Annotated in this window: 20 protein-coding genes; 11 read left to right on the plus strand and 9 right to left on the minus strand. The window is 57.7% G+C overall.

Annotation, left to right across the window (positions count from 1 at the left end; genetic code table 11):
* Positions 1–277: 277 nt before the first annotated feature.
* From mmsB to iolG, 5 genes are all read right to left on the minus strand, one after another.
* On the minus strand, positions 278–1,471 hold the full coding sequence (mmsB, locus tag DNK10_RS14805; RefSeq protein WP_131179108.1) for a multiple monosaccharide ABC transporter permease: 1,194 nt from the start codon (positions 1,469–1,471) through the stop codon (positions 278–280).
* Complete coding sequence (gene mmsA / locus DNK10_RS14810; RefSeq protein ID WP_131179109.1) at positions 1,468–3,003, minus strand: multiple monosaccharide ABC transporter ATP-binding protein; 1,536 nt, start codon at positions 3,001–3,003, stop codon at positions 1,468–1,470. The genes mmsB and mmsA overlap by 4 nt, the downstream gene beginning before the upstream one ends.
* Before the next feature lie 75 nt (positions 3,004–3,078).
* Positions 3,079–4,149 (minus strand): multiple monosaccharide ABC transporter substrate-binding protein, encoded by a 1,071-nt coding sequence (chvE, locus tag DNK10_RS14815; protein WP_131179110.1) that lies wholly within the window; start codon positions 4,147–4,149, stop codon positions 3,079–3,081.
* 98 nt (positions 4,150–4,247) lie between these two features.
* On the minus strand, positions 4,248–5,333 hold the full coding sequence (locus tag DNK10_RS14820) for a Gfo/Idh/MocA family protein (protein WP_131179111.1): 1,086 nt from the start codon (positions 5,331–5,333) through the stop codon (positions 4,248–4,250).
* Between the two features lie 38 nt (positions 5,334–5,371).
* Positions 5,372–6,370: an inositol 2-dehydrogenase gene (gene iolG / locus DNK10_RS14825; RefSeq protein WP_131192088.1), complete on the minus strand. Its 999-nt coding sequence runs from the start codon at positions 6,368–6,370 to the stop codon at positions 5,372–5,374.
* Between the two features lie 459 nt (positions 6,371–6,829).
* Between iolG and DNK10_RS14830 the strand changes: the two genes are divergently transcribed.
* From DNK10_RS14830 to DNK10_RS14840, 3 genes are all read left to right on the plus strand, one after another.
* Positions 6,830–7,744, plus strand: a complete 915-nt coding sequence (locus DNK10_RS14830) for a LysR family transcriptional regulator (RefSeq protein ID WP_131179113.1) — start codon at positions 6,830–6,832, stop codon at positions 7,742–7,744.
* A 209-nt stretch (positions 7,745–7,953) separates the two neighbouring features.
* The gene (locus tag DNK10_RS14835) at positions 7,954–8,334 is read left to right on the plus strand and encodes a nuclear transport factor 2 family protein (protein WP_131192089.1); all 381 of its coding nucleotides are present in this window, start codon (positions 7,954–7,956) and stop codon (positions 8,332–8,334) included.
* Positions 8,335–8,421: 87 nt separating this feature from the next.
* Positions 8,422–9,486 carry a maleylacetate reductase gene (locus tag DNK10_RS14840; RefSeq protein WP_425273858.1) on the plus strand — a complete coding sequence of 355 codons (1,065 nt, stop codon included), beginning with the start codon at positions 8,422–8,424 and terminating at the stop codon, positions 9,484–9,486.
* Between the two features lie 341 nt (positions 9,487–9,827).
* On the opposite strand, the gene DNK10_RS14845 is transcribed toward DNK10_RS14840, so the two are convergent.
* From DNK10_RS14845 to DNK10_RS14855, 3 genes are all read right to left on the minus strand, one after another.
* Positions 9,828–10,715: a chemotaxis protein CheV gene (locus DNK10_RS14845; RefSeq protein ID WP_131179116.1), complete on the minus strand. Its 888-nt coding sequence runs from the start codon at positions 10,713–10,715 to the stop codon at positions 9,828–9,830.
* Positions 10,716–11,012: 297 nt separating this feature from the next.
* On the minus strand, positions 11,013–11,249 hold the full coding sequence (locus DNK10_RS14850; RefSeq protein WP_131179117.1) for a glutaredoxin family protein: 237 nt from the start codon (positions 11,247–11,249) through the stop codon (positions 11,013–11,015).
* A 54-nt stretch (positions 11,250–11,303) separates the two neighbouring features.
* Entirely contained in the window at positions 11,304–12,428 is a 1,125-nt protein-coding gene (locus DNK10_RS14855) for a DUF5610 domain-containing protein (RefSeq protein WP_131179118.1), read from the minus strand.
* 556 nt (positions 12,429–12,984) lie between these two features.
* Between DNK10_RS14855 and DNK10_RS14860 the strand changes: the two genes are divergently transcribed.
* The 4 genes from DNK10_RS14860 to DNK10_RS14875 all read left to right on the plus strand — a co-directional run bounded on the left by DNK10_RS14860 (position 12,985) and on the right by DNK10_RS14875 (position 15,293).
* The gene (locus DNK10_RS14860) at positions 12,985–13,314 is read left to right on the plus strand and encodes an ElaB/YgaM/YqjD family protein (RefSeq protein ID WP_131179119.1); all 330 of its coding nucleotides are present in this window, start codon (positions 12,985–12,987) and stop codon (positions 13,312–13,314) included.
* Between the two features lie 12 nt (positions 13,315–13,326).
* Positions 13,327–13,713 (plus strand): phage holin family protein, encoded by a 387-nt coding sequence (locus DNK10_RS14865; RefSeq protein ID WP_131192091.1) that lies wholly within the window; start codon positions 13,327–13,329, stop codon positions 13,711–13,713.
* Positions 13,710–14,051 (plus strand): hypothetical protein, encoded by a 342-nt coding sequence (locus DNK10_RS14870; RefSeq protein ID WP_131192092.1) that lies wholly within the window; start codon positions 13,710–13,712, stop codon positions 14,049–14,051. The genes DNK10_RS14865 and DNK10_RS14870 overlap by 4 nt, the downstream gene beginning before the upstream one ends.
* An 84-nt stretch (positions 14,052–14,135) precedes the next feature.
* Positions 14,136–15,293 (plus strand): EAL domain-containing protein, encoded by a 1,158-nt coding sequence (locus DNK10_RS14875; protein ID WP_131192093.1) that lies wholly within the window; start codon positions 14,136–14,138, stop codon positions 15,291–15,293.
* A gap of 28 nt (positions 15,294–15,321) precedes the next feature.
* On the opposite strand, the gene DNK10_RS14880 is transcribed toward DNK10_RS14875, so the two are convergent.
* The gene (locus tag DNK10_RS14880; protein WP_131179124.1) at positions 15,322–15,735 is read right to left on the minus strand and encodes a helix-turn-helix domain-containing protein; all 414 of its coding nucleotides are present in this window, start codon (positions 15,733–15,735) and stop codon (positions 15,322–15,324) included.
* A gap of 135 nt (positions 15,736–15,870) precedes the next feature.
* On the opposite strand from DNK10_RS14880, the gene DNK10_RS14885 reads away from it, so the two are divergent.
* The 4 genes from DNK10_RS14885 (at position 15,871) to DNK10_RS14900 (ending at position 18,868) form a co-directional block, all read left to right on the plus strand.
* A complete protein-coding gene (locus DNK10_RS14885; RefSeq protein WP_242674652.1) occupies positions 15,871–16,077 on the plus strand; it encodes a DNA-binding protein in 207 nt (68 codons plus the stop codon).
* Positions 16,074–16,331 carry a LasR-specific antiactivator QslA gene (locus tag DNK10_RS14890; protein ID WP_131179125.1) on the plus strand — a complete coding sequence of 86 codons (258 nt, stop codon included), beginning with the start codon at positions 16,074–16,076 and terminating at the stop codon, positions 16,329–16,331. The genes DNK10_RS14885 and DNK10_RS14890 overlap by 4 nt, the downstream gene beginning before the upstream one ends.
* 123 nt (positions 16,332–16,454) lie before the next feature.
* On the plus strand, positions 16,455–17,786 hold the full coding sequence (locus DNK10_RS14895; RefSeq protein WP_131179126.1) for a deoxyguanosinetriphosphate triphosphohydrolase: 1,332 nt from the start codon (positions 16,455–16,457) through the stop codon (positions 17,784–17,786).
* Between the two features lie 2 nt (positions 17,787–17,788).
* Positions 17,789–18,868, plus strand: a complete 1,080-nt coding sequence (locus DNK10_RS14900) for an FUSC family protein (protein WP_131192094.1) — start codon at positions 17,789–17,791, stop codon at positions 18,866–18,868.
* Positions 18,869–18,889: the final 21 nt, after the last annotated feature.

Here is an 18,889-nt window from a genome sequence, read left to right on the forward strand (position 1 = left end):
AGAAGAATTCATAAAATGATCGACGAGACGCCTTGAACGCAAGACTGTTAAGCAGAACGCATCACAGGACGGGACTTAATCTAGCAGGCACCCTGAAAACAATATATGTCAGAAAATAAAAAACACTTTTCTCCACACGAAAGAATCAAAAGCACCGCAGCAACACCTAAGAAAAACAGGCAAAAAAAAGCCCTGCAAGTGTTAACTCAACAGGACTTTGAGGAAGACCCTCAGTTCACGTCGCACATCCAACACACATCAGAAATATCACAGGGCGTTAGCTATGTTTGTTTTTCTGGTACACGTCCACGAATACAGCGGCGAGTAGTACCGCCCCTTTAATGACCTGTTGATAATCCACACCAACGCCCATGATCGACATACCGTTATTGAGTACGCCCATGATGAAAGCACCAATCACTACACCCACTACCTTTCCAACACCACCGGAAGCGGAAGCACCGCCGATAAAAACGGCTGCGATCACATCAAGTTCAAACCCCGTCCCCGCACGGGGCGTTGCGCTGTTAAGTCGGGCCGCAAAGATCAACCCTGCCACTGCCGCCAGTACCCCCATATTTACGAAGGCGAAGAACGTTACACGGGTAGTGTTGATACCAGAAAGTTTTGCCGCCTTCAGGTTGCCACCAACGGCATATACCCAGCGGCCAAGAACAGTACGGTTCATGATGAAGGTATAAATACCGATCAGTACACACATGATCACCAGTACCGTTGGCAAACCACGGTAGGTTGCAAGTTTGTAGCAGAAGAATATGATCAACCCCGCAACGATTGCATTGCGCAAGGCAAATACCAGCCAAGACCCAACCACGGCTCCGCTCTTGGCAGCACGCTTTCGGCTACGTAGCTCAATGACACAGAAGGTAACTGCGACTGCGATCCCCAAGACCAGCGAAGTAATGCGCAACCCCTGACCATTGAAAACGTCCGGAATGAAGCCAGAGCTGATCAAGCCAAATGTCTCTGGGAACGGCCCGATGGACTGCCCATCGGTGATGGCGATCGTCGCGCCCCGAAACACGAGCATACCGGCCAGAGTAACGATGAAGGACGGCATGCCCCAGAACGCCACCCAGTACCCTTGCGCAGCGCCAATCGCCGCTCCAGCAAGAATGCACAGTGCAGAGGCGATCCAGAAGTCCATCTGGTAATGCACCATCAGGACAGCAGCAAGGGCACCGATGACGCCGACAATGGAGCCGACGGAAAGATCAATATGACCACAGACAATCACCATGAGCATGCCAAGTGCCATGACGACGATGTAGCTGTTCTGCAAAACCAGATTCGTCAGATTGAGAGGCTGTAGCAAAGCCCCGTTTGTAGCCACCTGAAAGAACACAACAATGACCAGCAAAGAGGCCAGAAGGCCATACTCCCGAGCGCCGCGCTTGAGCGTTGGCAATAGAGAACTCTTTGTTGCCGAGGGTGCGATAACGTCAGTCACAGGAGTACCTCGTTTTTCATAATGGCGTGCATGATTCGCTCTTGGGATGCGTCTTCAATCGGAAACTCTCCGACGAGACGCCCCTCGTTCATCACGTAAATTCGGTCACAAGTACCCAACAGCTCAGGCATCTCGGAGGAGATCATCAGCACGCACTTGCCTTCGGCTACGATCTCGTTGACCACACTGTAGATTTCGTACTTGGCCCCTACGTCGATCCCACGAGTGGGCTCATCCAGGATCAGCACTTGCGGGTCGGAGAACAGCCACTTCCCCAGCACCACCTTCTGCTGATTGCCGCCAGAGAGTCTCTCGACCGATTGCTGTACATCAGCGCAACGGATTCGAAGCTTCTGTCGGTAGCTGGTAGCTACCGAAGCCTCTTCATGCTCATCGATAACTCCCGCACTGGAGACCGCTGGCAGATTGGCCAAGCTGATGTTTCGGGCGCTTCCATCTCCCAGAACCAGCCCAGATCCCTTCCGATCTTCAGTCGCGTAAGCGATGCCATGGTCGATGGCTTTTTTTACCGTGCTGACATCGATTTCCTGCCCATTAAGGCGTGCCTTTCCTCGAATTTTGGTGCCGTACGCGCGACCAAATAAACTCATTGCGAGTTCGGTTCTACCCGCCCCCATCAGGCCGGCGATACCTACCACCTCACCGCGACGGATATGGAAATCGATGTTCTGCAGCCGGTCGACTTCAGGATGTTCGGGGTCAGCCACAGACCACCCTTCGACCTCGAACATCTTCCCGCCAATATCCGGTACGCGTGGTGGATAGCGGTCGGAAAGCTCCCGCCCAACCATCGCGTGTACGACACGGTCTTCACTGACCGCTCCACCCCGGCAGTCCATGACATCTACCGTATTGCCATCACGAATCACGGTAATGGAATCAGCTACCCGCGATATTTCGTTCAGCTTGTGCGAGATGATGATCGAAGTGATGCCCTTGGCTTTCAGCTCAAGCATTAACGCCAGCAGTGTGTCGCTGTCCTTTTCATTCAAGCTCGCAGTTGGCTCATCCAGGATAAGTAGCTTCACATCCTTCGCCAGCGCCTTGGCAATCTCTACTAGTTGCTGTTGACCTATACCCAGACTGTTCACCAGTGCGCGCGGCTCAGCGTTGAGGCCCACGCGCGCAATCAACTCTTTCGCCCTGCGATGGGCCTCGTCCCAATTGATGACACCGAAGCTCGACATCTCATTGCCGAGAAAGAGATTTTCGGTAATGGAGAGCATCGGTACCAAGGCGAGTTCCTGATGAATGATGCAAATTCCTACAGCTTCACTATCCCGGAGGCCGTTGAACCGGCGATCCTGGCCATCATAGTTAATCGTTCCGCTGTAGCTCCCATACGGATAAACCCCACTGAGAATCTTCATCAGCGTGGACTTACCGGCACCGTTTTCACCGCAGATTGCGTGAATTTCGCCTTGGGAAACCTGCAAATTGACATTACTCAGCGCCTTGACAGGCCCAAAGCACTTCTGGATACCCAGCATGTCGAGAATCGTAGTTGTCATTGTGTTTCTCTCATCGCACCGGGACGCTAGCTCCAGCAGCCAACGGTCGCTGGAACCCCTTCGGAACAGGATTAACTAGCGCAGCTGGTCTTCGCTGTAATACTTGCTTTGATCTATGAGTACTTGCTTCCAGTTTTGCTGATTAACCAGGATGGGAGGCAACAGCTGCGTCGGAACGACCATCACGCCATTGTCGTAGGACTGGGTATCGTTGACGCTCACCTGGGTGCCATTCAACGTGGCATCCATCATCTCGGCTGCCGCTTTGGCGAGGGCGCGGGTGTCTTTAAATACGGTAGAACTCTGGTCGCCGCGAATAATCGCTTTGATCGCAGGAATTTCAGCATCCTGCCCAGTGACAATAGGCATTTTGCTGTTGCCCGAGCCATACCCCACACCGCGGAGAGAAGAGATGACACCGATCGCTAGTTGATCGTTGGCGGTCAACACGGCATCCAGATGATTGTTGCCATAGAACGCGCTCAGCAGGTTATCCATGCGAGCTTGTGCTTGCGAACCTTCCCAGTTTGGCGTAGCGACTTTATCCAGAGTAACCTGGCCACTTCGAACAACCAGTTTTCCGGCGTCGATGTAGGGCTGCAGCACAGACATGCCGCCTGCGTAGAAGACATGGGCATTATTGTCGTCGGTAGAGCCTGCGAAAATCTCAAGATTGAATGGCCCCTTCTCCTGGGCCAGTTCCAACGTGTCTACAATCGACTGCGCCTGGAGTTGACCAACCTTGTAGTTGTCGAAAGTGACGTAATAGCTAAAGTCCTTCGAGTTGCGAATGAAACGGTCATAGGAGATGACCTCGATACCCTGAGACTTCGCCTGTTTCAGAACATCAGACATGGTGGTGCCGTCGATGGGAGCAATGATGAGCCCTTTTACCCCTTTCACCAGCAAGTTCTCGATCTGAGACAACTGGGTAGGCACTTCATACTGGGCATACTGCACATCGGCTTCGTAACCGAGCTCTTTCAGGGCCGCGACCATGCTGCCACCGTCGGTCACCCATCGAGCCTCCGTTTTAGAGGGGAGAGAAATGCCAATAATGCCTTTGGAATCCGATGTTTCTTCAGAGCAACCGGTAACAGCAACTGCAAACAACAGAGACGCCGCAACACTTATCAATTTACGCATTATTTTCACCCTTTAGGAGGTGTCTTATTTTTGTTGAGCGCATGCACTACCCCCCTATTTCAAGGGGCAGTACATCGCACTTTGGTTACCAGGCTTAGTTAGCCTAACTTCACTTCCTGACCATCATTACCGGCAGACTCGAACAGAGCCTTCAGCAGGATATTGATGTTGTGAGCTTGAGTAGCTGGAACTTGAGATGGCGCCCCAGTACGCAGCGCGTTGACGAAAGCGAACGCCTCACGATCGAAATAGATCGGGTTCCCGATTTCGGCAATTTCTGGGGAATAAACCGTTTTCCTCACTGCCCAAATTTCTGGAAAACTGGTTTCGTTCCAGTGCGTCCAACCTTGAGCGTGACCATTTTTACCGTCGTGGTAGAGCTTGTAGGAGGCCGGCATCGGAGTGGAATGCATTACACCGTGGGTGCCATACGCGGTGATGTCCCAGCTCTCTGTCCATGGCATGGGATCCCACGACATGAAATCGATGGTGACCATCTTGTCGTCGTAATTGAGCACTGCGGCGGCGGCATCTTCACGAGCACTCTCGCTCATCTGCCCTGCGAATTTGCTGATACGTGCGTTGACGGAATTGGGTATACCGAAATGCAGCAGAATGCGATCGATGGTATGACAGCCGATCACATAGAAGGCCCCGCCCAGGTCACCAGGCTGCTTCATATGGTTGGTATCGGCCTCATCATGAGAGCATCCAGCATGGGCGCGTACCTGAAGCACCTTGCCAATTTCACCGCTCTGCAGCACCTGCTGCATCTTCTCTACAGAAGGTGCGAATCGCCAGCAATAACCAACCTGGAAGAGTCCACCCGTGCGCTCAACCGCTTCAACAATCCGCTGAGTATCCGCGATGCCACGGCCAGCCGGCTTTTCACAAAGCACCGCCTTCCCTGCCTCAAGGGCTTCGATCGCCCAGTCAGCCATCAGATAGCTTTTCGGGTGTACCAGAACGATGTGAACGTTCGGATCAGCAAGGATCTCTTCTTTCGTACGAGCCTCTAGACCAAGCGCATTAACAAAGGGCTGCAGCAACGGGCTATCGTCATAGGCGCCATGGAAACGGACATTCTCCATGCGCTGAAAGGCTTTCACGCGCCCAGATGTATGCGGGTGTGTAATACCTAGGCAAGCGACACCCAATACGGTCTCGGTAACTTGATGGGACATGCTTATCTCCTTCTCTTGTCATCTCAGGCGAGCAGAGATTACTCGACGATTACCGCACGGCCGGTACGGGCCGACTCAACAGCGCATTCGGCCAGGCGCAATGCCTTCAAGCCATCCTGAACACCTGTCGGCAGTGGTTTGCTCTCGACCAACGCGTCGACGAATGCGTCGAGTTCGGACTTGTACGCTTGCTGGTAGCGCTCAAGAAAGAAATTCAGCAGCGGCTCGCGTGCATCGGTAGAGGCTTCAGTCCAACGACGAATCGTCGTGGGGCGCAGGTTGTCCTGAAGGAGCATGCCTTTGGAACCAAAAACCTCGACACGCTGATCGTAACCGTAGACGGTTGCCCGGCAGTTATTGATGTGGCACTGCTTCCCGGTCGCCGTTTTCATCTGCAGCATGACGGTGTCGTAGTCGTCATACTTTTCCATCAACTTCGGATCGACCAGGCGGCTGCCGACAGCGCTCAGCTCCACTGGCTCTTCGCCGAGCAACCAGCGACCGATATCCAGGTCGTGGATGGTCATATCGCGAAAGATGCCGCCCGAGTGTTCTATGTAGTCTTCAGGAGCAAGCCCTGGATCACGGCTAGTGATGATGACTTGGCGAACGTCACCAATTTCTCCGGCAACAATCGCCTCACGCATTGCCGCGAAGGTGCTTTCAAAGCGGCGGTTGAACGCCAGCATGACGCGACCTTTCAGGCGCTTCACTTCTTCAACGGCAGCCAGGCTCTTGGCCATATCGAGATCGATTGGCTTTTCACAAAGAACCGCTTTGCCCTGACGAACAGCGCGCAGCATCAGCCCGATATGCGTGTGGGTAGGCGTGCCGATAACGACAGCCTGAACATCGTTGCGGTCGATCGCCGCTTCGCAATCGGTCATGGCGTCAGCGCCCAGCGCCCCTGCAAGGCTCTGAGCGGCAGATGCGTACGGATCAGCAACCGCGATCAATTTCGCGTGCTTGTTACCAGCTACGTTAGTGGCATGGATTTTACCGATGCGACCTGCACCGAGAACCGCGATACCAACCATGTCGATCTCCTATTTCACTTCAGGTTTTGTTTGTAGCCGAACCGCGATTTACGTAGTCCAGCTTGAAAATTCGGCGCCTCAACGAGCACGATTTACAGCCATGAGCCAGGCTCGATCAGCGCTCGTGGCGGAGAATTTCGTGCAAAAGGGACGGGACTAGATGATCTGCAGGCCCTGCTCCTTCAGCAGAAACGGGCGTCTGGTACAGATAAGGTGGGAATGACTGCGGTACGGCCTTCTGAAACAGCGCAAGCGTGTTTCGGGCGAAGCCACGAAGGCAAAAGCCGTATTGCCACGCATGGGAAGCATGGGAGTTGGACTGTTCAACTTTTGAGCAAGGAGTCATGACTCCCTCCGCATTTGTTTTTATTTGTGGAGTGAGCCGAGTCTAGTTTCTCTTCTTTCACGAAAAAACACGTATATTCGGGATACACCTTCCCATTTTTCAGGAAAATGACAATGGATCCGTTTCGGGAGATGGAGCTGTTTGTACAGGTTGCGGATTCCGGCAGCATCAGCAAAGCCGCCGAACAGTTGGGCCTGTCGGTATCAGCTGCAAGCCGCTACCTGATAGCTCTGGAAACGCGGCTCGGGGTACGGCTGGTACAGCGGACAACGAGGCAGCTGTCGTTGACCGAAATCGGCGCTGAGTTTTACAGGCGCAGTAAGTCGGTACTTGCCGATATGCGTGAAGCCGAGGACGTAGCTCGCGACGCAGTGGTGAAACCGAGTGGCGTACTCCGAGTCACCGCCTCGCTGTCATTCTGCCTACTTCATATTGAACCGCTGCTTCCTGAGTTTACCCGCCAACACCCGGAGATAAGCCTCGACATCGTCGCAGCCAACAGATACCTGGACGTGATGGAAAACAATGTCGATGTGGCGATTCGCACACGGCAATTCGAAGCCGATAACAGCCTGACGATCCGCCGACTGGCCGAGACCCGCCGCGTTCTGGCCGCATCCCCTTCCTACTTGAAGCGGTACGGAACACCCTCGGTACCGATGGATCTCACCAAGCACAAGATGCTGATCTACGACTACGCGGTAAACCCTACCGAATTGCCCTTCACTCGCAAAAACGAATCTGTCGTCGTCCGAGTTCCCCCGCTCATTTCAACGAATGATGGGCAGATTCTCGTGAGGTCGGCTCTCGACGACATGGGCATCCTTGTACAGCCCAAATACATCGTGCATGACAGCATCCTTCGCGGAGAACTGGTGCCAGTGCTAGATGATTGGGATCTGCCACGCCTCACCATGAACATAGCCTTCCAAACGCGGCGCCATATGCCGGCAAAGGTTCGGCTCTTCATCGATGCGCTAGTGAAGCGCTTCCGTGACAACAACTACGAAAAACTCTGGACGCAGTAGCTGTCACTCAGTAGGTGTGGCAGAGGTAGCGAAATTGCCTGGGTGGCAAAGCATTTTTTCACAATAGAAATAAAGTTTTCCAGAAACGATATTTTATATCCGCAAACGTAACTATAGGCTCAGCTTCATGGGTTAGGTGCACCTAACCCATTCAAGTGTGGCCTCCCCCCCATTCAGGCCTCTCCTTCGATAAGAACAAGAGGCGCCTGATGAATAGCATCAATGAAACGGAGACGCTGATTCGGTCATTAGAGGAGCAACGCTACTCCTCTATGGTGCTCGGCGACTTCGACACATTTTTCAGACTTGCCCATCCCGGGCTGACCTATACCCACTCGAACGGCTTGATCGATACGCGTGACAGCTACCTGAATAAATGCCGCGAGGGGTACTACATCTATCACCACATTGAGAGCCCCATCCACTCTGTTCAGATTCTTGGAGAGACGGCACTGGTCTTCGGCGAAATGAATGGTGAGATCACTTCGGGTGGCGTGCACAAGACACTGCGTAATAACACGCTGGCGGTCTGGTGCCTTCATAACGGGGGATGGCGACTGATCGCCTACCAGCCCACACCCGTCAAATAATCCTTAGCGGCGCCCCCTTCGAGCGGGCGCCAGCTCTTAGCAACCGTTGCCACTGGCTACCTAGACCAACAGGAATGCACCGTGACTATTTCAAACTTCACCTACACCGGCCTCCCTTCGCGCGTTATTTTCGGCAAAGGCTCCCTCTCGCAACTGGAGGCCGAGATCGATCGACTTGGCTCTCGCCGCGCACTCGTATTGTCGACGCCGGAGCAGCGGGATCAGGCAGAGCAGATCGCTTCGATTTTGGGTGAGCGCGCGGCCGGCATCTTCGATAAAGCCGTCATGCACGTACCCATCGAAACCGCGCGTGAAGCGCGCGAAGTAGCCAATAAGCTTGGGGCTGATTGCGCCGTCGCGATTGGTGGCGGCTCCACGACTGGCTTAGGTAAGGCCATCGCACTGGATTCGGGCCTGCCGATCCTGGCGATCCCTACCACCTATGCTGGCTCCGAAATGACACCCGTTTATGGACTGACTGAGAATGGCCTGAAAAAAACAGGCAAGGATCCCCGCGTTCTGCCCAAAACGGTCATCTACGATCCAGAGCTCTCCAAAACCCTGCCCGTTGGAATGTCAGTTACCAGCGGCATGAATGCCATCGCACACGCGGCAGAAGGTCTCTATGCCCAGGATGGCAACCCTGTCATGGCTTTGATCGCTGAAGAAGGGATCCGAGCGATGGCCGAAGGTCTGGGCCGAGTAACTCAGAAAGCCGATGACCTGGATGCTCGTTCCGACTGTCTTTATGGCGCCTGGCTCTGCAGCACCGTATTGGGGAACGTCGGGATGGCGCTTCATCACAAGCTTTGCCATACCCTAGGCGGCAGCTTCAATTTGCCCCATGCCCAAACACATACCGTCGTCTTGCCGCACGCCATTGCATACAACGCCGGCGCGGTGCCCGACGCAGCAGCCCGTATTATCCGAGCTCTCGGAGGCGGCCATGACTCTGCAGGTGGCGCCCTCTACGACCTGGCCAAGTCCCTCGGTGCACCGCTGACGCTGCGCGAGCTGGGGCTTACCGAAGCGGATCTGGATCGGGCGACAGATATCGCTCTTTCCAACCCCTACTGGAATCCTCGTCCGATTGAGCAAAAGGCAATTCGAGAGCTACTTCAAAATGCCTGGGAGGGTAACCGACCGTCGTAACTTGATCTGCGTCCTGGCTGACACCTTCCTGGTGTCAGCCAGGACGTCAACCATAGACTCATGGGCCGGCTCACCTCAACCGACCTTTCGCCAATACCTGAGTTTCGAGCAAATCGCTTCAAGCAACCGCAGTCCAGCTCAACAAGTCGCCGGACAAGCAGATCCCGCTGAGCGATCTAGATGCCCGCTCCATGATGAGTGTTTTTACACACTCAAGCGAAGCGGACGCTCGTAGATGAGGATGGGGCGGGCCGCGCAGATTGGAGCGAAGCGATACCGAGCGAAAAGACCGCAGCAGAACCATGATTCTGCTCTTCAACGCCTGCCAGGTAACGCCCCATTCACTCACCAAGACGCTGAAACGCCCGCACCATGGCCTTGCTCAGATCCACGGTGGAGAACTTGGTGAGTACGTCGTTGGCACCGACTGCGCGGGCCTTTTCCGTGTTCATGGTGCTGTCCAGGGAGGTGTGCAGCAGCACGTAGGTCTCTCCGAGCACGGCATCCTTGCGAATCTGTTGCACCAGGGTATAGCCATCCATTTCCGGCATCTCGATATCCGAGACCAGCACCTCGATTGGCTGCCCCTCCTGCTGTGCAGTCTGCAACAACGCCAACGCGCTAGCCGCGCTGCGCACCGCCTTGCAGTCCAGGTCGAGCTTGCGCAGGGTGATCAGGGTTTGCTGCAGGGCTACCTGAGAATCGTCGACGACCAGCACTCGGCGCCCTTGCAAGAGTTGTCGTTCGGCGGGGGTGAGCAACTGCTCGTCCACATCCTCGACGGGAGCTGGCGCGATCTCATGCAGCACTTTTTCGATATCGAGAATCTGCACGATAGTGCCGTCGATCTGCGTCACTCCAGTGATGAACGCGCGCGCACCAGCACCTGCAGGCGGCGGACGCACATCGCGAGTCGAGCACTGCACGATGCGCTCGACGTTTTGTACGTGCAGCCCCTGGCGCGAACGGCTGAGCTCGGTAACGATCAGGCAGCCGTCCTGACTATCACCACCGCCGCGCTCACCAATCGCCCGAGCCAGGTCGATGACCGTCAGCGCCGAGCCACGCAAGGTCGCCACGCCGCGCACATGGGGATGTCGGCTGGGCATCTTGGTCAGCGGTGGGCAGGGAATGATCTCGTTGACCTTGAGCAGATTGATGCCCAGCAAACGGCCACTGTGCAAACGAAACAACAGCAGCGATAACGCATCGCCCAGCACCACACTCATGGACATCACTCCCCTGCAATTTAATAAGTAAAACCTGGCCCGGCTCTAAGAGCCTGTTCACGATCTTTGTGCACTTGGCAAACAGGAACCCGTACCCCTATAGATCGGCGGCAATGTGGCGCAAGCGGTCGTTCGTAGGGTGGACGACGCTTCATCCGTCCACCAACCTAACGATCGCAATGGTGGATGAAAAGAGCGTCATCCACCCTACGTCCGCTCCCGCTTTTCTGCTGTCATTGCTCGAGAGATCGTGAACAGGCTCTAAGGCGCCGGGCTCATCGTTGTTCAGGCAATCGATCAGCCGAGAAAGGTGGCGACTTGCTGCGCATCGAACGGCCATGGCAGCTCTGCCCCCGTATCGGTGCGCAATAACACGGGAATCAGCAGCGCATAACGCTCCAGGCTCTCCTCACGTTCAGCGATATCCACCAGTTCCACCAACAGCCCGTGCTCGACGAAAGGCATCAACACCGCCTCGGCGTATTCACACAGATGACAGCCGAGGGTTCCCAGCAGTTGGCATTCAGGGAGCATGCGTCAGCCTCCACAGTCGATAAAGGCAGCAGTCTAGCACCTCGGCCCACGCACTCAGGCGCTCGCCGCCCCCTCATCCGCTTTCGAGGTAAGCGTGGAAGCCAGCAGCCCCTGCAGGCCATCGAGCAGACGAGCGTTGAGTTGTTCGGCCTTGTCCAGCCGTGCGCTATCGAAACGCTCGTCCAGCGAGAAACCGCCCTTGAGCAGATCCTGCAGCAGACCCTTGCCGTCGCTGACCCATTCATTGGCATTGCGCAGGGCATCGAGCAGGCCCTGGGCGTACTCGGTCAGCGCGCCATTGACCGCGCTGGCCGGCTGCCCCCCCTGACTGGCAACCGAACCATAGGTGTCAGTGGCCTGGCGCACACTGGTCTGGGTGAGGCGCAAGGACATGGAAGCCAGTTGCGAGCCATCCATCTCGAGCGACATGGCCCGATCGAACGCACCTGCCGTGTCCCCGGAGTAGAAGGCACTGGAGAGATCCTGCACCTGGGTGAAGAGCTTCTCCAGCGCGGCCTTCTCGGCATCGTCCAGGTCACCCTGAACTTCAACCTGCCAGCCAGCGATCAACAGGCTACCGGACTGGCTGCCCGAGCCTTCGGTACGCGACCAGGCGGCCGACGCCTGAGCGATCGACACGCGCAAGCGGTCACCGTCACGCGTGGTGATATCCAGTTCGAAGCTTTCTGCTACCGCCACAAAACGGTCACTCGAGGTAGCGACAGCACCTGCGCTGCCGCCAGCGGCAGGCGTGGTGGCGTACTGTTTGTCGAGGCCAGCGAAGCCTTGCTGGATGCGCTGGAAGGTGTCGTCTATGTCACTGGCGACCTTGTCCTTGAGCAGGCCCATGCCGTCGAGAATCTTGCGGGCCTCGCCGAAGCCCTTCTCCACACCCGAACGCGCCTGCTGCAGCAGGTTCTGCAATTTTTCCGGATCGGCGCCGGAGGCCGCTTCGCGCTTCAGGCGCTGCTCGATAAAGCCGAGTACCCGCTCCGCCACCTTCTCCGGAGAAAAGTCATCCTGCTTGGCGGTCAGCGAACCAGCGGGCAGCCCCAGGCGCTCGGCGAGCCGGTTGGACAGCGCGACCTGGGCGTCGGCCGCATTGCGAATGGTGGTCTGGCCAGCGATTTGTGGCGAGCGGCCTGTCGTCGAAGTCGACAGCGGATGGGAAACAGTCATGGCAAGTCACCGAAACGGAGCATGTCCAGAGTTAACGGCAGCTTCCGATAAAAGTTTAGGGTCGCCATGCAGCACTAACGAACCGGCGTACCGTGCCCATTTCGAGAAAGCCGAAGCCGGTAATCAGGATGAACAGCGTGTTGGTTGGAGCCGTGAATCGGCGCCTGCACGGGCACTGTCAAGGTTAGCATCGAAGCAGAGACCCACAGCAAAAGGCACCACAAAAGAACATGACCATACCAAAATGAACCATTAAGGTGCATAAATAACCACTTCAACTCGGCCTTATCCCGACCCTGGCGCCACAGTGGTGCTTTTAAATATCGCTTAATCAGTACTTATTTTTAATTATCAATAGGTTAATAACGCACCAGACAATTCCTCCCCTGCGCGACAGGCATCATAAACACGCATTTCCGTACGAACCTATCACGCCAGCGCAACCGTTATGCCTCTCTCGACGCCACCGCTCCGACCGATTCGCAGATAGAGTGAACCAGGCCAATCAGCTGCTACTCGAACCCTTACACCGCATCCATCTACAGGAGAACGATCCATGGCCCGCCCCCTTCCCTCGCGTCCTGCTACACCCGCCAATAAAGAAGAGCTACTTGAAGAGTTCCAAGCCCTGGTACGCGATACCGAAACCCTGCTGCAGCATTCGGCCAGCCTGGTCGGCGACCAGGCCGAAGAGTTGCGCGCACAGATTCGTGACAGCCTCGGCCGCGCGCGCTCCACCCTGAAGAACACCGAAGAGTCCGTTGTTCTGCGTGGCAAGGCTGCAGTCGGCGCTACCGAAGACTACGTGCAGACGCACCCGTGGCAGACCATCGGCATCGCTGCCGGCATTGGTATACTGATCGGCATGCTCATTAGCCGACGTTGATCAGGACAGCACATGGATGACAGCCAGACAGCACCACCTCCCAGCCGCGGCCCTTCGCCGCGGCGCCTGGCCGGCGCCCTGCTCGGGCTGGTTCATGGCCATGTGGCGTTGTTCAGTGAAGAGATTCGGGAACAGCAGGCGCGCACCATAACCCTGCTGATCCTGACTGGCTTGAGTGTATTGTTCGGACTGCTGCTGATCATCGGCCTCTCCGCCGCCCTGTTGATCGCCTTCTGGGACAACCATCGCTTTCTGGTCATCTCCCTGCTCTGCCTGGTTTACGGGGCGGGATTGCTGGTCTGCGCTGCCACCCTGATACAGCGCATGCGTAACGCTCCCGCACCTTTCAGCGCCAGCCTCGAAGAGCTGGCCCGCGACCGGGAGCAACTGCTGCCATGAGCCGTCCCACCTCGAAGACCTCCACGCAGGAATTGCGTAAAACCATGCTGCGCCTGCGCCTGGAAATGCACCGCCAGGAAATTCGCCACGAAACCATGGTCATGCTGCAGCCGCTGCACAAAGCCAAGGATTTCGGCCGCCACTGGCGCCAGGAACTGAAAGACAGCAACGCACCCATCTGGATCACAGGCGGTGCCTTCGTGCTGACGGTGCTGGGTATGCGCGGCGGCCAGTGGCGTCGCTGGCTGCGCATGGCATTGGTCGCCTTTCCGATCCTCAGAAAACGCAACTCACGCACTAAAGGCGAAACGCCATCATCCGAGCCAGGCGAGACCTGATACTGGCTACATTCTTGCTAGACGGAACGACTACAAGCCGGATATCTCCCCGGCATTACCGTTCTCTTACTAAGGATGTGTTCGGTGCTCGACGGTCAACCGCTCGCCGTCTTCCAACCTTTTATCGATACGGCCACCGGCCAGATCGCCGGTGTCGAGGCACTGGCTCGTCTGCGCGATGCGCAAGGTCGCCTGCACTCGGCAGGGCCGCTGTTCGCTGATCCGAAAACCCCGCCAACTGCGCTGCGCCGACTTGATCGGGAAGTCCGCGAACAGGCACTGATGCGTTTTCATGACGCCCCACCGCAATGGTTCCTGAGCCTGAATATCTCGCCACGCTGGATCAGTCGCTTGCGCCCCGAGCAGGCGCTGCCAAGCCTCAGGCAACTCGAGCGTAGCGGTATCGATCCCAGGCGGGTGGTTTTCGAGATCACCGAACTGGGCGGGGCAAGCCTGCGCCTGCCCGGCGTGGTAGCCCGCTACCGGGAAGCTGGCGCACGCATCGCCATCGATGACTTCGGCGCCGGCTATTCACAACTCGATCGCGTGCTGGCCCTGCAACCCGACATCCTCAAACTGGATATGCGCCTGTTCCAGGAAGCCGCCCGTGGCGGCCCCAGCGGTGAAGTGGTCAAGGCCCTGGCAATGATGGCTGAGAAGACCGGCTGCTGGATCATCGCCGAGGGCGTGGAAACCAATGCCGAACTGAATTTCGCCCTCGAGTGCGGAGCCCGCTATGTGCAAGGCTACCTGTTTGCGCAGCCGGAACTCGAGTTCTTCCAGAACGATGCCTTCGTCAAACGCTTCGCCAGCCTGCGCGACCAGTATGTGCAGCAGAAACTGACCGAGCGAGCCCGCCTGATGGGCTTGCGCCGACAACTCGCCGAGCTGTTCGCACAATTTAAAGACAACCTGGAAAGCGGCTTGGCAGCGCTTGCGGCACCCACTGCCTACCCCTGGTTGCTACGCCTGTACCAGTGCGACCAACACGGCACGCAGATCACCCCCAATCTGGAATGGCGTGACGGCGCGTGGCAGGCCGATCCCCGTTACCTCGGTCATAACTGGTCATGGCGCCCGTATTTCTATCAGTTGCTGGCCGAAGGCTGGGAAGAGCGCCGCCTGATCCTTTCCAGCACCTACCGCGACGCCACCAGTAACCAGTACTGCCTGACCGCCGGGCAATTCATCGACAATGGCACGCGCCTGCTACTGGTCGATATCGACGCTCACTGGCTGTAACCAGCCACTCCAGCAGGATGCGGCCTAGTCACTGCGGGTCGGGATCCGAGGCTGCCGCATTGGCCTGCCGGTCGATCTCCAGCAGAACATCACGGTGACGTTGTTGCCATTGCTGCAAGTCCATGCCACTGCCTTCCAGGAGTTCGGGATTGTGCTGCACGAGGTAGACAGCGGCCTTCTGCGCGGAATCCGCCACCTTGAATTTCAGCGAGACGGAGTCGATCGGCCCTTCATATGAGATCCAGCGACTGAAGTCCTCGAACTGACTACAGACCCGCTGGAAGTCCTCGTCATGCATGCGCTGCCAGCCGTTCTCGATATTTTCGACACGCTTGGGCGGCATACCGACGATTTCGGCGAAAGCCTTGCGACTCAACCCCATCAATTCACGCAGCCCGCGCATGCGCTCGCCAGCCGTGAACAGAAAGCGCTTATTGGACATGGCTCAACTCTCATCAAGCGTCACGCGCTCAAACGCATTGACATACTAATATTTAGTGATTAACACTACCCGCAGCCTTGATCGTCCAGCGGATGATTCTACGGAGCCGTCCATGTTGCAGGAAGCAGAATCAAAGTGGAAGAACTCGACCTCTCTCCCCTGCTCGACTCGCCTCGCTACGTCACCCCCGGCCGCCTTGCCGAACTGATCGGCCTGGCTGAATACCCGGAGCGCGTGCAGGCCTGGATAGACGACGGGACGCTGCCAGTGATACGGCTCGCCGGTCATGTGCTCGTCGACCTGCAGAAACTCAGATCACTCGCAGGCAAGGAGCGCCCATGAACAACCGCCTGGCCAGTATCCCATCGTTCGGTAGCCAATCGGCGATCGTCCTGGACTGCCCGCTGGCGTTGCAGCCGATCGTCGATGAGGGCATGCGCGATGCCGACGACTGGTGCAACGATCCCCATTCCCGCCAGCTATGGCGCCAGTTGGCCTACTCCAGAGCCCTGTACGACCCTGACGGTGCCCGCCAGGCCTTCGAAATGGGCTATCTCAATCGCCTGCAGCAGCGCCTGCGGGATCTGCAGCAATAACAGCCTTGCAGTTGCCGCGTCGAACAGGGAAGCTAGCGATTGAAACGCGTGCCGGTCGCCGATGAGCGCCCGCGCAGGCCCGCCCAACGAGACGCATCGCCGTCGCCGGCAAAGGAACCCCGCTTGGACTGGCAAACCCTGCTCACCCGTGAACGTCTCGGCAAACCGTCGTCCAGCGCCGATGAGCTGGGCCGCAGCCCGTTCCACAAGGATCATGACCGGATCATCTTCTCCGGTGCCTTCCGCCGCCTGGGCCGCAAGACCCAGGTGCACCCGGTATCCAGCAACGATCATATCCACACGCGCCTGACCCACTCGCTGGAAGTCAGCTGCGTCGGCCGCTCCCTGGGCATGCGCGTCGGCGAGATGCTGCGCGGCGAACTGCCGGCCTGGTGCGAGCCGAGCGACCTGGGCATGGTGGTGCAGTCGTCCTGCCTGGCTCACGACATTGGCAATCCGCCATTCGGCCATTCCGGTGAAGACGCCATTCGCCACTGGTTTCAGCAAGCGGCCGGGCGTGGTTGGCTGGACGCCATGAGCGATGCCGAACGCGGCGACTTCCTCAGCTTCGAGGGCAACGCCCAGGGTTTTCGTGTGCTCACCCAACTGGAGTACCACCAGTTCGATGGCGGCACGCGGCTGACCTACGCGACCCTCGGCGCCTACCTCAAGTACCCCTGGACTTCCCGCCATGCGGAAGCCCTGGGCTACAAGAAGCACAAGTTCGGTTGCTACCAGAGCGAGCTGCCACTGCTCGAACAGATCGCCAGCAAGCTCGGCCTGCCGCAACTCGAAGAACAGCGCTGGGCGCGTCATCCGCTGGTTTACCTGATGGAGGCGGCAGACGACATCTGCTACGGGCTGATCGATCTGGAAGACGGCCTGGAAATGGAGTTGCTCGACTACGCCGAAGTGGAGTCGCTGCTACTCGATCTGGTCGGCGATGATCTGCCGGAAACCTACCGTCAACTGGGCCCCAACGATTCGCGCCGACGCAAACTGGCGATCCTGCGCGGCAAGGCCATCGAGCACCTGACCAACTCCGCCGCTCACGCCTTCGTCGAGCAGCAGTCCGCACTGCTGGCGGGCACCCTGGAAGGCGATCTGGTCGAGCACATGCACGGCCCGGCCAAGGACTGCGTACAGGCCGCCAAGGCGATGGCCCGGGAAAAGATCTTCCAGGACAAGCGCAAGACCCTCCACGAGATCGGCGCCTACACCACTCTGGAAATCCTGCTGAATGCTTTCTGCGGTGCGGCGCTGGAACAGCATGGCGGACGCACGCCTTCGTTCAAGAACCGCCGTATTCTCGACCTGCTTGGCCCCAACGCGCCCGACCCGAACTGGCCGCTGTACCGTTCCTTCCTGCGGATGATCGATTTCATCGCCGGCATGACCGATAGCTACGCCACCGAAATGGCCCGCGAAATGACCGGTCGCTCGAGCCCGGTCTGACCATGCGCCAGGTTTTCAGACAGTTGTTCAGTTGGCATGCCGGGCCACCCGCCTGGGGCCCGGCCGTAGTGGCGGGTCTGGGTTGTGCCCTGCCATTGCTGCTGGGGTTGTTCAGCGCGCATCCGGGCTTTCTCTGGGCCTCGGTCGGCGCCTTTCAGGCCGCCCAGGCCAACCCCCTGCACCGCTTCGGCATGTTGCGCATGCTGCTGCTCACCGGGCTGGGCGCCTGCAGCGCCGGCCTGGGCTTCTGGTCGGCGACGCACCCACTCATCAGCCTGTCGCTGTTCGCATGCTTCGGTCTGCTGCTGGCCTGGTTGCAGCGTTACGGCACCGAGGCAGGCAAGCTGGGTATCGGCCTCACCGTGTGCCTGTGTCTGGGGCAAGGTCAATACGGCAGCAGCAACCTGAACAATCCCTGCGCCATCGCCATGCTGTTCATTCTCGGCGGGCTGTGGGTGATGCTCCTGGCCTTCGGCCTGCGTGGCGTTCACGGCCTGCGCATGTGGCCGTACATGCCACGCCTGGTGAGCCTGCTCAAGGTACTGCGCCGCCATGCTCGTCGCCAGTCAAGCCAGCAATGGTGGCTGTACGCCCTGGGTTGCACCATGGCGGTATCGCTCGCCGGCCTGATCGTCAACCTGGCGCATCTGCAACGTGGCTACTGGCTGACGCTTGCGGTAGTCACCACGCTTCAGCTGGAATTCAGGGGCAGCCTGGTGCGCGCCCTGCAAGCGAGCATGGCCAGCCTGAGCGCCGCCGGGCTGCTGATCCTGTTTGGCAACAGCCTGCAGAGTCCGCCACTGATGGTGGCCATCATGCTGCCGCTGATTACCATCAGCCGCGCGCTGCAGGCCAACAACTACGGCCTGTTCGTGCTGCAGACCACGGTGTGCTTCGTGCTGTTGGCAGAGAGCCTGGCCAGAGACTGGCATTTACCACAGGTACGCCTGTTCAACGTCACCCTCGGCATTTTGCTGACCCTGTTCATCGCCCTGCTGATGCACGGTCTACAACAATGGCTGGACAATCGCATGGCGGCAGAACGGCGACCACCCAGCAATAATGACAAAGTGCCTTCATAAGAGTCGACAGAGCCGTAAACG

Source organism: Phytopseudomonas daroniae (assembly GCF_004327275.1).
GTDB classification, from domain to species: Bacteria; Pseudomonadota; Gammaproteobacteria; order Pseudomonadales; family Pseudomonadaceae; genus Aquipseudomonas; species Aquipseudomonas daroniae.

Bases quoted from the DNA above. Each gene is read 5' to 3' on its own strand.
- DNK10_RS14830 (WP_131179113.1), top strand. From the start codon at position 6,830: ATGGATCCGTTTCGGGAGATGGAGCTGTTTGTACAGGTTGCGGATTCC.
- DNK10_RS14865 (WP_131192091.1), top strand. From the start codon at position 13,327: ATGGATGACAGCCAGACAGCACCACCTCCCAGCCGCGGCCCTTCGCCG.
- DNK10_RS14850 (WP_131179117.1), bottom strand. From the start codon at position 11,249: ATGCTCCCTGAATGCCAACTGCTGGGAACCCTCGGCTGTCATCTGTGT.
- DNK10_RS14880 (WP_131179124.1), bottom strand. From the start codon at position 15,735: ATGTCCAATAAGCGCTTTCTGTTCACGGCTGGCGAGCGCATGCGCGGG.
- DNK10_RS14890 (WP_131179125.1), top strand. From the start codon at position 16,074: ATGAACAACCGCCTGGCCAGTATCCCATCGTTCGGTAGCCAATCGGCG.
- DNK10_RS14845 (WP_131179116.1), bottom strand. From the start codon at position 10,715: ATGAGTGTGGTGCTGGGCGATGCGTTATCGCTGCTGTTGTTTCGTTTG.
- DNK10_RS14855 (WP_131179118.1), bottom strand. From the start codon at position 12,428: ATGACTGTTTCCCATCCGCTGTCGACTTCGACGACAGGCCGCTCGCCA.
- DNK10_RS14820 (WP_131179111.1), bottom strand. From the start codon at position 5,333: ATGTCCCATCAAGTTACCGAGACCGTATTGGGTGTCGCTTGCCTAGGT.
- DNK10_RS14870 (WP_131192092.1), top strand. From the start codon at position 13,710: ATGAGCCGTCCCACCTCGAAGACCTCCACGCAGGAATTGCGTAAAACC.
- DNK10_RS14835 (WP_131192089.1), top strand. From the start codon at position 7,954: ATGAATAGCATCAATGAAACGGAGACGCTGATTCGGTCATTAGAGGAG.
- iolG (WP_131192088.1), bottom strand. From the start codon at position 6,370: ATGGTTGGTATCGCGGTTCTCGGTGCAGGTCGCATCGGTAAAATCCAT.
- DNK10_RS14860 (WP_131179119.1), top strand. From the start codon at position 12,985: ATGGCCCGCCCCCTTCCCTCGCGTCCTGCTACACCCGCCAATAAAGAA.
- DNK10_RS14900 (WP_131192094.1), top strand. From the start codon at position 17,789: ATGCGCCAGGTTTTCAGACAGTTGTTCAGTTGGCATGCCGGGCCACCC.
- chvE (WP_131179110.1), bottom strand. From the start codon at position 4,149: ATGCGTAAATTGATAAGTGTTGCGGCGTCTCTGTTGTTTGCAGTTGCT.
- mmsA (WP_131179109.1), bottom strand. From the start codon at position 3,003: ATGACAACTACGATTCTCGACATGCTGGGTATCCAGAAGTGCTTTGGG.